This is a genomic window from Achromobacter sp. FW305-C-28, assembly GCF_058783235.1.
Genome location: NZ_JBYSYL010000003.1, coordinates 21,943 through 35,441, shown reverse-complemented (window position 1 = coordinate 35,441; position 13,499 = coordinate 21,943). Strand labels below are relative to the sequence as shown.

At 65.7% G+C, this 13,499-nt stretch carries 13 protein-coding genes; 6 read left to right on the top strand and 7 right to left on the bottom strand.

The features are described 5' to 3' along the window. Nucleotides 1–74: 74 nt before the first annotated feature. Nucleotides 75–1,109, bottom strand: a complete 1,035-nt coding sequence (locus AC3WMR_RS09010) for a helix-turn-helix transcriptional regulator (protein WP_492266420.1) — start codon at nt 1,107–1,109, stop codon at nt 75–77. Between the two features lie 358 nt (nt 1,110–1,467). Between AC3WMR_RS09010 and AC3WMR_RS09005 the strand changes: the two genes are divergently transcribed. Continuing rightward, entirely contained in the window at nt 1,468–1,959 is a 492-nt protein-coding gene (locus tag AC3WMR_RS09005) for a GNAT family N-acetyltransferase (protein WP_025140700.1), read from the top strand. A gap of 71 nt (nt 1,960–2,030) precedes the next feature. Here AC3WMR_RS09005 and AC3WMR_RS09000 read toward each other — a convergent pair whose 3' ends face one another. After that, nucleotides 2,031–3,011, bottom strand: coding sequence for a Bug family tripartite tricarboxylate transporter substrate binding protein (locus tag AC3WMR_RS09000; protein ID WP_492266419.1), 981 nt, complete (start codon nt 3,009–3,011; stop codon nt 2,031–2,033). A gap of 116 nt (nt 3,012–3,127) precedes the next feature. Beyond that, nucleotides 3,128–4,645, bottom strand: coding sequence for an argininosuccinate lyase (gene argH, locus AC3WMR_RS08995; RefSeq protein ID WP_492266418.1), 1,518 nt, complete (start codon nt 4,643–4,645; stop codon nt 3,128–3,130). A 200-nt stretch (nt 4,646–4,845) separates the two neighbouring features. On the opposite strand from argH, the gene AC3WMR_RS08990 reads away from it, so the two are divergent. Continuing rightward, a complete protein-coding gene (locus tag AC3WMR_RS08990) occupies nt 4,846–5,745 on the top strand; it encodes a LysR substrate-binding domain-containing protein (protein WP_175192186.1) in 900 nt (299 codons plus the stop codon). Nucleotides 5,746–5,789: 44 nt separating this feature from the next. Here AC3WMR_RS08990 and AC3WMR_RS08985 read toward each other — a convergent pair whose 3' ends face one another. Together AC3WMR_RS08985 and AC3WMR_RS08980 are read right to left on the bottom strand one after the other, a co-directional pair. Further along, complete coding sequence (locus tag AC3WMR_RS08985) at nt 5,790–6,410, bottom strand: phospholipase D family nuclease (protein WP_492266417.1); 621 nt, start codon at nt 6,408–6,410, stop codon at nt 5,790–5,792. Nucleotides 6,411–6,665: 255 nt separating this feature from the next. Further along, the gene (locus AC3WMR_RS08980; protein ID WP_492266489.1) at nt 6,666–7,820 is read right to left on the bottom strand and encodes an MFS transporter; all 1,155 of its coding nucleotides are present in this window, start codon (nt 7,818–7,820) and stop codon (nt 6,666–6,668) included. A 290-nt stretch (nt 7,821–8,110) separates the two neighbouring features. Here AC3WMR_RS08980 and AC3WMR_RS08975 point away from each other — a divergent pair, with 290 nt between their 5' ends. The 3 genes from AC3WMR_RS08975 (at nt 8,111) to AC3WMR_RS08965 (ending at nt 10,562) form a co-directional block, all read left to right on the top strand. Then, complete coding sequence (locus AC3WMR_RS08975) at nt 8,111–9,052, top strand: LysR family transcriptional regulator (protein ID WP_492266416.1); 942 nt, start codon at nt 8,111–8,113, stop codon at nt 9,050–9,052. A gap of 106 nt (nt 9,053–9,158) precedes the next feature. Continuing rightward, nucleotides 9,159–9,461 carry an ArsR/SmtB family transcription factor gene (locus AC3WMR_RS08970; RefSeq protein WP_492266415.1) on the top strand — a complete coding sequence of 101 codons (303 nt, stop codon included), beginning with the start codon at nt 9,159–9,161 and terminating at the stop codon, nt 9,459–9,461. A 114-nt stretch (nt 9,462–9,575) separates the two neighbouring features. Next, entirely contained in the window at nt 9,576–10,562 is a 987-nt protein-coding gene (locus AC3WMR_RS08965; RefSeq protein WP_492266414.1) for a zinc-dependent alcohol dehydrogenase family protein, read from the top strand. Here the strand turns inward: AC3WMR_RS08965 and AC3WMR_RS08960 are convergent. Further along, on the bottom strand, nt 10,505–11,182 hold the full coding sequence (locus AC3WMR_RS08960) for a TetR/AcrR family transcriptional regulator (protein WP_175192179.1): 678 nt from the start codon (nt 11,180–11,182) through the stop codon (nt 10,505–10,507). The genes AC3WMR_RS08965 and AC3WMR_RS08960 overlap by 58 nt on opposite strands. Before the next feature lie 78 nt (nt 11,183–11,260). Here AC3WMR_RS08960 and AC3WMR_RS08955 point away from each other — a divergent pair, with 78 nt between their 5' ends. Then, nucleotides 11,261–12,388, top strand: coding sequence for an MBL fold metallo-hydrolase (locus AC3WMR_RS08955; protein ID WP_492266413.1), 1,128 nt, complete (start codon nt 11,261–11,263; stop codon nt 12,386–12,388). Here AC3WMR_RS08955 and AC3WMR_RS08950 read toward each other — a convergent pair. Continuing rightward, nucleotides 12,375–13,385 (bottom strand): LacI family DNA-binding transcriptional regulator, encoded by a 1,011-nt coding sequence (locus AC3WMR_RS08950; RefSeq protein WP_492266412.1) that lies wholly within the window; start codon nt 13,383–13,385, stop codon nt 12,375–12,377. The two genes, AC3WMR_RS08955 and AC3WMR_RS08950, sit on opposite strands and share 14 nt — an antisense overlap. Nucleotides 13,386–13,499: the final 114 nt, after the last annotated feature.

Below are 13,499 nucleotides of genomic sequence, written 5' to 3'. Positions count from 1 at the left end.
GCGCGCCATAGTCTGCCCGCAACAAGACAGGCGGTCAGAACGCCCGCCAGCGCGCCTTCGCCGATGGCATTGCACTACGCCAGCTGCTTCGCCGGTTCCGGCCACCGCCACGATTGCTCGCGGAATTCCTGCGGCGCCATGTCGTAGGCGCGCCGGAACGCCCGGGTAAAGTCCGACGCGCTGCCGAACCCCAGTCCGTACGCGATTTCCATCACCGTCAGGTGCGGATAGCGCACCAGTTCCTCGGCCGCCAGCTGTAGCCGCAGGTGGCGGATGTAGGCGCCCAGCCCGCCTTCGTGCTGGAACATCCGGTACACCGTGGGCCGAGGCAATTGCAGCGCCTGCACCACGGATTCCGGCGTCAGTCCGGCCTGGTGCAGATTGGCCTGGATGTAGCGCCGCACCTCGCCGAACATCGCGGCCCGCGCCGCCGCCCGGGCATTGCCCGACAGGCGCGCGTCCTTGCCGAACGCGGCCAGCAGCAGCCGCACGCAGGCGCTGATGTCGTCCTGGGCCTGCGCCGCGCTCAAGCCGCGCACCGCCTGTCCCAGCGCGGCCGCCTGCCGCAGAGCCAGCCGGGCCAGCGGCGTGGCGTCTCGCAGCATCCGGCCATGCAACGCCTGCGGGTCCGGAAATACCTCCAGCACCCTGTCCGCCGGCACGAAAAACGTCAGCATGCGGCAGGCATGGCGGTGCATCCGCACGGGCTGGCCGAGGTCCACGGCCAGCACCCGTACCCCGCCGCCCTCGTCCTGCGTGCGCGACCCATTGCGCAAGGCGACGCCATCCACGCTGCCTTCCAGGAACACATGGAAGGCGAAATCCCGGATGTTGTCGCGTGAAATGCGCACCAGCGACCGTTCCAGCCGCATGGCGTCGGATCGGCAATCCGTGAACATCAGGGGGCCGACCCGAAAGCGGTCGATCGAGGCATTGAAGGGCTGTTGCAGCGCATCACGCGTGGGCAGCACATCCACTACGTGGCCGACCTGTTCCCGCCAGGCCAGCAAACGGCGTTCGGGGGCCAGCGCCGCGACATCGAAATGATGGTGGACGATATCGGACGTGGCGGACGGCGGCAGGCCGGCCAGGAAAGCATTTGAGTTCATGCTCGAAGGTCGCTGCGCGGTGGGCGGCAGGCTGGGCTGTCCCGAGCATAACAAAAAGTAAATACCCGGAGGATTACCCTGAAACTGAGACGCACGGTATAGCCGTGCGACCAACAGTATCTAATCTGGCCGCGAGTTCCCGCAGCAGTTCGCGGACTCGGGCCGAAGTACCGCAAGCCGGCGGGGTGCCGCAAGCAGGTTTCTCGTGCGACGCCACACAGCTATTTCGCGCATTCCCCCTCCCCGGGGAATGCGCTTTTTTTGTCTGCGGCGCGGTCGGCCGGCCCCGGAGCGGGCACCGGCCGGCGAACCGGCTACCATACCGCCCTTGCCCGTTTTTTGCTGCACCGCTACCGCCATGCCCAACCTGGTATTCCGCCCGCCCCAACCCGCCGACGTCGACCGCTGCTTCCAGATCGAGACCACCGCCTACGAAGGCGACGAAGCCGCCACCCACGCCAAGATCGCCACCCGCATCGCCCAATATCCCCAGGGCTTCCTGCTGCTGGAGGCCGACGGCCAGATCGTCGGCTTCATCAACAGCGGCTGCGCCCACGACGTGGTCATGTCCGACGAGGCGTTCAAGGAACTGGTCGGCCACGACCCGGATGCGCCCAACGTGGTGATCATGTCGGTGGTGGTCGACCCCGCCCACCAGGGCAAGGGCTATTCCACCCGGCTGATGCACGCCTTCGTCGACAATGCCCGCCAATTGGGCAAGCAGACCATCCACCTGATGTGCAAGGAACGCCACGTCGAGCTCTACCGCAAGCTGGGCTACCGCTACGTGCGGCCGTCGCCGTCCGACCATGGCGGCATGGCCTGGCATGAAATGGTGATGGACCTGTAGGCCAGGCGCCGCGCGGGCGGCGTCGCCCGTTGCGCCGCTGCCCGCGCGCCGCGCAACAGGCGTCGTGCGCTTCAATCGAGCTGGATCTTCGCGCTGTCGATGATTTCCTTCCACCGGCGGGTCTCTTCAGAAGACAGCTTGGCCAGGTCTTCGCTGGTGCCCGGGTACGGCACTGCGCCCTGATCGGCCAGCTGCCCCACCAGCGCCTTGTCGTTGGCAATCGCAATCACCGTGTCCTGCAGCTTGCGGATCACCTGCGGGTCGGTGCCTGCCGGCGCCATCACGCCATACCAGGACTCGACCACCGCGTCCTTCACGCCCGCTTCCGCCAGCGTCGGCACGTCCTTGATGGATGCGCTGCGCTTGTCGCTGGCCACCGCCAACACCCGCACCTGGCCCGTCTTCACGTAGGGCAGCACATTGGGCAGATTGGCGAACAGCACCTGCACCTGGCCTGACAGCAGGTCCGACGTGGCCGGCCCCGCCCCACGGTAAGGCACGTGCTCGAACTTGGCGCCCGAGCGGAACATGAAGAGCTCGCCGGTCAGGTGATTGACCGAGCCCATGCCCGCCGACGCCATGTTCAGCTTGCCCGGATTGGCGCGGCCGTACGCCACCAATTCCGCCACCGTGGCGGCCGGCGCGTCCTTGGACACCGCCAGCACATTGGGCACCGTCGAGAACAGCGCCACCGGCGCGAAATCCTTGTCGGCGTTGTACGGCAGGTTCTTGGACAAGAGCGGCAGAATCGACTGCTGCCCCATCGTCGCCAGCAGCAGCGTGTAGCCGTCCGGCGCTGCCTTGGACACGAAATTGGCCCCGATGCTGCCGCCCCCGCCCGGCTTGTTCTCGACGATGACCGTCTGGCCCAGCTTTTCCGACATATGGTTGGCCAACAGGCGCCCCATCAGGTTCACCGTGCCCCCCGGGGCGAAGGGCACCACCAGCGTGATCGGCTTGTTCGGATAGCCCGTCTGCGCCGCCTGGGCGCCCACGCTGATTCCCAATGCCGCGACCAGCGCCGCGGCGAACTTCGGCAATGCATAACCCATGATTGAATTCCCCTTGCATGGTGTGATTTATACGGTGGCGCAGGATGCCGCGCCTTGTGCCGTGTGTTGAATCGATGTGAATCTGCCGCGATCAGGCGGCGTGTCTGACAGGATCGCTACGCCGGCGCCGTTTCCGCGGCCGCCAACGCTACGGCCTGGCGCTGCAACGCGCCCTGAGCATCGGCCGCCCGTTGCTGCGCCGTGTCGATCGCCGCCTGCTGCAACGCCAGCCGTGCGCGCTGCTCGGCCAGGTGCGCCCGCACCGACTGCGGCGCCGGCCCGCCCAGCGACTGGCGTGCCGCCACGTTGCGCGCCGGGTCCAGGCAGGCGGCGATGTCCGCCTCGTCCAGCGTCACCGGGCGCCCCAACTGCTCGGCCGCCGCCGACGTGATCATGGCTGGCGTGATGGCGCGCGCCGGCAGGCCCGCTTCCAGCGCCTGCCGCACCACCGCGCCGATGATGTGGTGGGCGTCGCGAAACGACGCATCCGCGCGCCGCACCAGCAGGTCGGCCAGGTCCGTCACCGTGGAAAAGTCGTCCGCCGCACGTGCGGCCATGCGGTCGCGGTTGGGCGCCACCTGCTCGACCAGCAGTTGCATCAGTTCCAGCGCCTTCAGCGCTTCCTCGCAAGACTCCCAGCACGTACGCGTGCTTTCGCGGCTGCTGTCGCCCGAATGCGTGAAATGGGTCGACTTCACCGTCGACAGCGCCGCCGAGGTCAGCCCGATCAGGTGGCCCGTCTTGCCGCGCAGGTATTCCAGCACCGCGGGGTTCTTCTTCTGCGGCATGATGCTGGACGTGCTGGCAATACTGTCCGGGAACGTCAGGTAGCCGAATTCGGGCGTGGACCAGATGTAGAAGTCCTGCACCATGCGGCTGCACGTGATCATCATGATCGACAGCGTCGCGCTCAGTTCCAGCGCGAAATCGCGCGACGCCACGCTGTCCAGCGCGTTGGCCAGCGGGCCGCTGAACCCCAGCAGCGCGCTGGTCGTGTCACGGTCGATGGGAAACGACGTGCCCGCCAGCGCGCAGGCGCCCAGCGGCGAGGCATCCGCCGTTTCCAGCGCGTGCGCCAGCCGGCCGATATCGCGCGACCAGGCGTCCACCAGCGCCGACAGGTAATAGCCATAGGTGATCGGCTGCGCCGCCTGCATGTGCGTGTAGCCGGGCATGACACAGTCCGCATAACGCTCGGCCTGCGCCAAGGCCGCCTGCGACACGCCGATCAGGGCGGCGCCGATGCGGGCCGCGAAATCTCGTGCGCGGATGCGGTCGATGGTGGCGCCGATGTCGTTGCGGCTGCGGGCCGTGTGCAGGCGGCCGCCCAATTCCTGCCCCACCGCCTTGATCAGGTGCGCCTCGTAGTTGAAATAGGCCTCTTCGCGCGCCGCGTCCAGCTCGACCACATGGGGGCCTTCGGCCTGCATCACCAGCAGCGCCTGCGCCAGGCGCTGCGAGGCGTCATGGTCCAGGATGCCCTGCTCGTGCAGCATCAGCAGATGCGCCAGGTTCACCTGGGTCAGCATCTCGAAATTGGCGAAGAACTCCCGATTCAGGCGCGGCAGGAAAAGGTGCTGCAGCACCTCTTTGGCCAGGGGTTGCTTCAAGCGCGTACTGACTTTCGATTCCATATCGGGTCCGGAGGAAACAGGGAAAACCGTAGTCTCTCGCCGGGCCAATTCATACGTCAAATCAGATTCTTACGACTACTCATACAAAAATGATATGATTTGAACCGCCTGCCGCCCCGGGGTCGGCAGATGCCCATGCGCCCAGGCGCCGTCTGACGCAAGCGGCTGGGTTCCGATTCGCCCCGCCAGGATTTCCGTCCATGAATTTCAAGCAAGTCGAGGCCTTTCGCGCCGTCATGATGACGCGCTCGATGACCACCGCGGCCGGCCTGTTGCACACCTCGCAGCCGAACGTCAGCCGCTGGATCGCCCTGCTCGAGAAAACGTTGGGTTTCGTGCTGTTCCAGCGCGTGGGCACCCGCATCATTCCCACCCCCGAGGCCGAGGCCTTCTATGCCGACGTCGAACGCGCTTTCATCGGCCTGGAATCGCTGAACGACAGCGCCAGTTCGATCCGCCGCCGCGGCACCGGCTTGCTGCGCGTGGGCGCCGTGGGGTCCATCACCCAATGCGTGCTGCCCGACGCCATCCGGCTGTTCCGCCAAAAGTTTTCCGACATCCCCGTCGTGGTCAACACCGGCGGGTCAGATGTCGTCGCCAAATGGCTGGCCACGGGCGTTTGCGACATTGGCTTTTGCTCGCTGCACACCGACCTGCCCGGCCTGCATTACGAACGCATCAACACCGCCCACGGCGCCGGCATCGTGCCCGCCGCGCATCCGCTGGCCGCCAAAGCCTTGCTGACCCCAGCCGACTTTCACGACGAGAACTTCATCTCGTTGCCCGCAGGCAGCTTCAACCGCGCCGCCATCGACCGCTACTTTCCCGACGACGCCCGCATCCTGTCGATCGAAACGCCTTACGCCACCACCATCTGCACCATGGTCAGCAAAGGCCTGGGCATCTCCATCGTCAATCCCGTGGTGCCGCGCGCGCTCGCCATCCCGGACCTGCGCGAGATCCCGTTTTCAGAAAAGGTCGAATTCCACAGCTACGCGGTCACGTCGGATCACCACCCGGTCAATACGCTGGCCCGGCGCATGGCCGAATGCGTGCGCGAAACCTTCACCGCGTTGGACATGCCGGCCACGCCGGGCTGAGCGCCGACCTGGCCCGACCGCTTGTACAGCCGTCGCGCGGCCGGTCAATCCGCCGAACGGAACGGCTGCGACAGCGCCCAATTGCGCTCGAAATGCGCCAGGTACGCCTTGGCCAAAGCCGGGTTGTTCCAGTTCACCAGTGCGTTCTCGGAATTTTCGTGCGCCGCGGAATTGGCGAAATTGAAGCTGCCCAGTTCCACGGTCTGCTTGTCGGCGATCAGCACCTTGTCGTGATGCAGCTTGAAGGCCGACACGATGCGCACGTTCACGCCGGCCTCGGCCAGCGTTTCCAGCGCATTGCGGGATTCGCCGCTGCGGTCCGTGACCAGATTGCGCTTGTGGTCGGCCAGCAGCGACACCGTGACGCCGCGCTGGGCCGCGCGCACCAGCGCTTCTGTCACGCGTTTGCTGGAAAAGCTGTAGGCCATCACGTTGAGCTCGGTCCTGGCCGAATCGATCACGCGCAGCACCAGCGTTTCGGCGCCTTGGTCGGGGGAAAAGCCGACTTCGATCGTACCGGCGGCAGGCAAGGAAATGGGGGCGACGCCGGCGCTTGCTGCGCCCGTGCCAGCCGTTGCCGACGCCGCGGGCTTGTTTTGCGCCTGCGTGGGCAACGGCGACGTCAACGCCAAACCGGTCGCACAGACCGCAACGAATCGGGACAAGGCACACGAAGCATTCACGGCAATCATCCGGAAAAAGCACCGGCGGCATCGTTGCCGCCCACGGTGCCAACTGTACCGCGACGCCCCCTCGTGCGCTGTCCGTGATTGCCGCAAGTCAATGTCGCAGATTCACTGCCATCCCTTCATTGCCTCGAATTCATTGCTGCCGATTCATTGCTCCCGATTCATTGCTGCCGATTCACTGCTGCCGATTCATTGCTCCCGTTTCACTGCCCCGACTTCACTGCCTCGACTTCACTGCCGCGACACGCGCCGCCCCGGCTTGAACCCATGCGTCCGCGCCGCCCCCGCCGCCAGTAGCCCCACCACCAGCAACGCCGCCACCACCCGCGGCAACGCGCCCGCCCCCGTCGTTTCCAACAGCACCCCGCCCAGCACCCCGCTGGCCGCGAACGCCACGTTGAACACCGTCACCAGCATCGACTGCGCCACCTCTGCCCCGTCGCCCGCCGCGTCGGCCAAGGCCGTCTGCAACAGTGTCGGCGCGCCGCTGAAACTCAGGCCCCACACGGCCACGCCCACAAACACCCAGGGCGTCTGCACCTGGCCCTGACCCAGCACCAATGCCACCACGGCAAACGCGGCCAGACTGACCAGCACCAGCGCCCGCAGCCAGCGGTCCACCATCAGCCCGGTGATCCAGATGCCCGCCAACGACGCCACGCCGAACACCAGCAACGCCACGTCCACCTGCCCCGCCATTCCCAGCGACGCCATGAACGGCGCGACATACGTGTACAGCGTGTAGTGCGCCAGAATCCACGCCAGGATCACGAACAGCACGGGCCGCACGCCCGGCGTCGTCCAGACCTGCCGCATCGGCACGCGCCGCGCCTCGGCCTGGCCGGGGTAATCGGGCACCTTCAACCACACCCACGCCATCAGCGCCAGGCTCAGGCCCGACAAGATGCCGAAGATGCCGCGCCACCCCACGATGCCGCCCAGCCACGCCGCCAGCGGCACCCCCAGCGACAGCGCCAGCGGAATCCCCACCATCGCCACCGCCATGGCCCGCCCCTGCTGCGCGGGCGGCACCATGCGCCGCGCATAACCCGCCAGAAGACTCCATGCCAGGCCCGTCGCCACGCCCACCAGGAAACGCGCCGCCAGCGTCAAGCCGTAAAAGGGCGACCACGCCGTCACCGCATTGCAGGCAAAGAACCCGCCTATCGCCAGCAACAGCGCCACGCGTCGCCGACAGCCCCGCAACAGCAGCGTCAGCGGAATCGCAGCAAGACCCGACCCCAGCGCGCACAACGTCACCAGTTGTCCGGCCCAGGCCTCGGACACCCCGAAGCCGTCCGCAATTTGCGGCAACAGGCCGGCCGGCACGGTCTCGTTGGCGGTCGCGATGAAACTGCACATCGTCAGCGCCAACAGCGCCGCCATGGGCAGGCTGACTGACGCGGCGGGTTGCCTGTAGGCAGGCGTCGCCGCAGCCGGTACATGGGCAGCCGGTACATGGGCAGCCGATATCAGGGCAGCCGGCGTACGGGCATCCGGCATACGGGCATCCGGCACGCGATCGGACACCGCCGCGGAAGAAGAGGTTTGACGCATTGTTGGCTTCCCTTGCATCGTGGGCCAAGGCCCTGGATTGAAGAGACGCCAGTCTGCTACCCATTATTGAATTTGATAATTGGCCTAGAATTTGAATAAATTTCAAATCCAGATTCAAGATGGCAACGGATCGACTCGGTGACATGCGTTTGTTCGCGCAGGCAGCGGCTCTGGGCAGCCTCTCTGCCGCCGGCCGCAAGCTCGGCCTGTCGGCGGCCGCGGCCAGCGCCCGCCTCATCAAGCTGGAAACCGCGCTGCACGCCAAGCTGTTTCACCGCAGCACACGTCAGCTGCGCCTGACCGAAGAGGGCCGCGTCTACCTGGCCCATTGCGAAGTCGCGCTGCGCGCCATCGATGACGCCGAAGCCGCCCTGCAAGCCGGCCAGCACAGCGTGCGCGGCAAGCTGCGGCTGTCGGCGTCCGCCGACTTCGGCCGCCACCTGCTCAGCACCTGGCTCGACGAATTCAGCGCCGCCCACCCCGACCTGAAGATCGCGCTGACCCTGTCCGACTCGCTGTCCAACCTGCTGCAGGACGACATCGACCTGGCCATTCGCTTCGGGCAACCCCAGGACGGCTCGCTGGTCGCCCGCTACCTGGCGCCCAACTGGCGCGTGCTGTGCGCATCGCCCGAGTACCTGGCCAAGCGAGGCCAGCCCCGCACGCCCGCCGACCTGGCCGACCACGACTTCATCGTGCTGGTCACCGCCGCCGGCCCCCTGAACCAGTTCCACTTCGCCCGCGACGGCCAGCGCCAAAGCATTACCGTACCGCTGGAACGCGCCTGGGAAACCAACGATGGCGCGCTGGCCCGCAACTGGGCCCTGGCCGGCCGCGGCATTGCCCGCAAAACCATCTGGGACGCCGCCGACGACCTGCGCGCGGGGCGCCTGCACGCCGTACTGCCGCAATACTGCGTCGCCGAATCGGGTGTGCACGCCGTGTTTCACGGCACCCGCTACATGGCGCCGCGGGTGAGACGGCTGCTGGATTTCCTGATCGAGAGATTTGCCCGTGCCAACGACGAGTTCTTGCCAGACGGGCCGCCGGGCACGCCGTAGACCCATTGGCGCGGACAGTTGAACGGGAAATGCAGAACCCCGGCAGTCTCAGTCCTCGCCGCTCCCCCTGTATTGACATATCGGTAAATCTCGATATCATCACATCATGGATCTGCTCGAAATCTTCAAAGCCCTCTCGAACCGCACACGCCTTGAAATTCTGAAAGGCTTGAAAGACCCCGCCAAACACTTCCCCGCGCAGGACGAAGGGGATGTCGATGTGGTCGGTGTCTGCGTCAGCAGCATCCAGGAAGGCGTCGGGCTGTCGCAGTCCACCGTGTCCGATTACCTGGCCACGCTGCAACGCGCCGGCTTGGTCGAAGTCAGGCGTATCGGTCAGTGGACCTACTACAAGCGCAACGAAGCCACCATTCGTGCGCTGGCCGGCGTCATCGGCCAAGAGCTCTGATCGTTCAATCGCAACCATTTTTTTCCCCACAGTATCGATAAATCTCGATATCTCTATTTACAGTTAAACATCTGGAATTCCCGATATCCCTTTTTCCAGAAATAAGGAATTGCAATGAAAGCATTGATACTCAAATCCTTTGGCGGCCCGGAATCGTTCGCGCTGTGCGATGTGCCCAAACCAGCCCCGCAGGTGGGACAAGTGCTGGTCCAGGTTCAGGCCACATCGATCAATCCGCTGGATTATCAGGTCCGCCGCGGGGACTATCCCGATCTGGTGCCCTTGCCCGCCGTTACCGGCCACGATGTATCCGGCATCGTCGAAGCGGTCGGACCGGGTGTGACGGCGTTCTCACCCGGAGACGAGGTCTGGTACACCCCCCAGATCTTCGATGGCCCGGGCAGCTATGCCGAATATCACGTCGCAGCCGAAAACATCGTCGGCAAGAAGCCCACGACGCTAAGCCATCTTGAAGCGGCAAGCCTGACCCTGGTGGGCGGCACGGCCTGGGAGGCGCTGGTCGTGCGCGCCGGGCTGCGAGTGGGGGAAAGCGTTCTGATTCACGGCGGCGCCGGTGGTGTCGGCCACGTCGCGATTCAACTGGCCAAGGCCATTGGCGCCAAGGTGTACACCACCGCACGCGAAACCAACTTCGAATTCGTTCGCCGCATGGGAGCCGATGAGGTCATCGACTATGAAAAGGAAGATTATGTGGACGCCGTCACGCGACTGAGCGGCGGCCTGGGCGTCGATGTCGTATTCGACACCATCGGCGGCAACACCTTGGCGCGCAGTCCCGACGTCCTGGCGCAGCTTGGCCGCGTCGTCAGCATCGTGGATATTGCCCAGCCGCAAAACCTCATCCAGGCCTGGGGCAAAAACGCGAGCTACCACTTCGTCTTCACCCGCCAGAACCGCGGCAAACTGGATGAGTTGCGTGCGTTGGTGGAACGCGGCCAACTGCGGCCGCACGTCGGTGCCGTTTATTCGCTGGCCGACATTCCGCAAGCGCACGCACGGCTGGAAAGTCCCAACAATGGCCTTCAGGGAAAAATCGCGATCGCGGTTGGGTCATTGGCCGCGCCCGCTTTCACCGCGTAACACCCCAAGAACATCGCCACCGCCGAATCCGCCACCCGCTGCCGTTCGGCCAACGCCAGCGGCGGCTGCCCCAGCGTCACCTGCGGCCAGAATGCAAAGCTCTTCACCAGCCCTTGCAGCTGATGCCCGGCAAAATCCACATCCACCTCGACCAGCCGTCCGTCGGCCATGGCCGCGCGGATCCATGCGGTGACGCCGGTTTCCTTTTCGCCGATGCGGCAGATCATTGCCTGCGCCCGCTCGGGCGAATGAATGACCTCGGCGATCGCCACGCGCGCCAGGTCAATGAAGCTGGCATCGCCCAGCAACGCCAGCTTTTGCATCAGCAACTGGCGCAGTTGCTGGTCCAGCGGCAGGTCCGCCCGATAAGCCATGTCTTCGCTTTCGGCGCTGCTTGCCCATAGATGCTCCAGCGTCAGCCCGAACAATTCATCTTTGCTGGGAAAGTGGTTGTAGACCGTGCGCTTGGACACGCCCGCCGCCGCGGCAATGCGGTCCATGCTGGTGGCGTCGAACCCGGCGCTGCGAAATTCCTCGACCGCGGCGCGCAGGATGGCTTCGCGTTTGCGGTCGGTCAGGCGTCGGGGAGTCTGGGGCGGGGATGAACGGGTTGCTGGCATGTGAACGATTTTACACCGGTCAGTGTACTTTTCAGAAAAACGAAACTACACTGTTCAGTGTAATTTTGGACGCCATCCATGAAGCGCACTTTTGCCGCTCTCCTGCTAGGAATTCTTGCCGTGACCGCCCTGACCAGCCTTGCCTTGTGCAACAGCCGCAACCCCAGCTACCCCGACTCCCCCCAGCACCGTGACGGCCGCTTCACCAACCCGTCGCCGCGCCCGCCCATGGGCTGGTGGAACGGCCTGAAACTGACATGGGCCTTCCTGTTCGACAAGCCCACCGGCACGGTGCCCGACCAGCCGGTGCCGGTACGCGCCCTGACCCGCGCCGACCTGGATGCCGCCCCCGACCGCAGCCTGTACCGGCTGGGGCATTCCACCATCCTCCTGAAACTGCGCGGCCGTTACTGGATCACCGACCCGGTGTTTTCCGAGCGGGCATCGCCGGTGCAATGGGCCGGGCCGGCGCGCTTTCATGCGCCGCCCATCAGCCTGGACGATTTACCCCCGCTGGCCGGCGTGATCCTGTCGCACAACCACTACGACCATCTCGACCACGCCGCCGTCCTGCAGCTGGCCGGCAAGACCGGGCGCTTCATCACGCCCCTGGGCGTGGGCGACCAGTTGATCGCCTGGGGCATCGACCCCAAGCAGGTCGAACAGCTGGACTGGTGGCAATCCACCATGGTCGACGACCTGCGCCTGACCGCCACCCCGGCCCAGCATTTCTCGGGCCGCGGCCTGACCGACAGCGACCGCAGCCTGTGGGCGTCGTGGGTCATCCAGGATGACGACCTGCGCGTGTTCTTCAGCGGCGACTCGGGCTACTTCAACGGCTTCAAGGCCATCGGCGATGCCTTTGGCCCGTTCGACCTGACGCTGATGGAAACCGGCGCCTACGACAAGCGCTGGGCGTACGTGCACATGCAGCCCGAAGAAACCCTGCAGGCCCACCTGGACTTGCGCGGCCGCGTGCTGCTGCCGATACACAACGGCACCTTCGACCTTGCCATGCATGCTTGGCAAGAGCCTTTCGAACGCATCACGGCCCTGGCCGCCGCGCAAGGCGTGGCGCTGACCACCCCCGAAATGGGCGAACGCCTGGACATTGCCGCTCCGCAAGCGGGATCGCCGTGGTGGCGCAAACTGACCCAACCGGCTGCGAACACGCACGGCACGGCCAGCGCCCTCAAGACGCAGTAATGGCCCGCGTGCTGCCGCGCACAATCAGTTCCGCGTGCGACACCGAGGTATAGGGTGCCAGTCCCGTCGCACGGGTCTTTAACTGGTGCAGGAACCACAGGCCACAGGCGGTAGCCAATTCGGACACGGGCATGGCCAGCGTCGTCAGGCCCGGCCCCCACCAGCGAAACCCTGGTTCGTCGCCAAAGCCCACGACGGACAAGCGCTGGCGCACCGCGCTGTCGTACGCACACAGCGCATCCAGCACGCCATACGTGATCTGCACGGATCCCAGCACGATCGCCGTCGGCGGCGCCGGCAAGTCGAGCAGGCGGTGGACAGCGCCGCGCCCGACTTCCCACGACGACGGCGGGCCCACTTCTTCATGCGCCCAAGCGGCGGCCCGGGAGCCCCGCAGCGCCTCGCGAAACCCATCCAATCGCGCCGCGCCGGTAGACAGGTCGGGCGATCCGCCGATATAGCCGATACGCTCATGGCCCAGCGTCATCAGGTGCCGGGTCGCGGCGTGAATCGCCTTGGCGTCGTCGATCACAAAGCACTGATTGCCCAGCGCGGCATAGCGGCGCAGCAGCTGGCAATGCGGCATGGCGCTCAGCAGGCGCACCGACTCGGGCAAGGGTTTGGCGCTCGGTACGATGATCACGCCTGCCGCATGGGCGCTCGACAACTCGCGCAGATGCTGCGACTCGATCACGCGATCGTCCCCCGTCTCGCACAGCATCAGCTGGTAGCCGCCAGCGGCCAGGCATTGCGATAGCGCATGCGCCGCGGTGGAATAAAAGCCGTTGCGGATATCCGGAAGCAGCAGCCCGACCAGATTGCTGGACACGCCGCGCATCATCTGCGCCGCGCGGTTGGCCACGTATCCCCGCTCGGCCGCGGCCCGCAACACGCGCTGCTTGGTCTCTGCGCTGATCCGCGGATCGTCGCTGAGCGCCCGCCCCACTGTCGATACCGAAATCTGCAACATCGCCGCGATGTCTTTCGCTGTTGCCATGAGAGGCCCGAGTCTTTTTGGTTGCCAACGATGGCACGGAGTATACCGCCGGGCGCTCGGCCGGCCGGGGGAATATTTATGCTATCGATTGCACCATTTCCTGAAAAGTGCCAT

Bases quoted from the DNA above. Each gene is read 5' to 3' on its own strand.
- AC3WMR_RS09010 (WP_492266420.1), bottom strand. From the start codon at position 1,109: ATGAACTCAAATGCTTTCCTGGCCGGCCTGCCGCCGTCCGCCACGTCC.
- AC3WMR_RS09005 (WP_025140700.1), top strand. From the start codon at position 1,468: ATGCCCAACCTGGTATTCCGCCCGCCCCAACCCGCCGACGTCGACCGC.
- AC3WMR_RS09000 (WP_492266419.1), bottom strand. From the start codon at position 3,011: ATGGGTTATGCATTGCCGAAGTTCGCCGCGGCGCTGGTCGCGGCATTG.
- argH (WP_492266418.1), bottom strand. From the start codon at position 4,645: ATGGAATCGAAAGTCAGTACGCGCTTGAAGCAACCCCTGGCCAAAGAG.
- AC3WMR_RS08990 (WP_175192186.1), top strand. From the start codon at position 4,846: ATGAATTTCAAGCAAGTCGAGGCCTTTCGCGCCGTCATGATGACGCGC.
- AC3WMR_RS08980 (WP_492266489.1), bottom strand. From the start codon at position 7,820: ATGGCGGCGCTGTTGGCGCTGACGATGTGCAGTTTCATCGCGACCGCC.
- AC3WMR_RS08975 (WP_492266416.1), top strand. From the start codon at position 8,111: ATGGCAACGGATCGACTCGGTGACATGCGTTTGTTCGCGCAGGCAGCG.
- AC3WMR_RS08970 (WP_492266415.1), top strand. From the start codon at position 9,159: ATGGATCTGCTCGAAATCTTCAAAGCCCTCTCGAACCGCACACGCCTT.
- AC3WMR_RS08965 (WP_492266414.1), top strand. From the start codon at position 9,576: ATGAAAGCATTGATACTCAAATCCTTTGGCGGCCCGGAATCGTTCGCG.
- AC3WMR_RS08960 (WP_175192179.1), bottom strand. From the start codon at position 11,182: ATGCCAGCAACCCGTTCATCCCCGCCCCAGACTCCCCGACGCCTGACC.
- AC3WMR_RS08955 (WP_492266413.1), top strand. From the start codon at position 11,261: ATGAAGCGCACTTTTGCCGCTCTCCTGCTAGGAATTCTTGCCGTGACC.
- AC3WMR_RS08950 (WP_492266412.1), bottom strand. From the start codon at position 13,385: ATGGCAACAGCGAAAGACATCGCGGCGATGTTGCAGATTTCGGTATCG.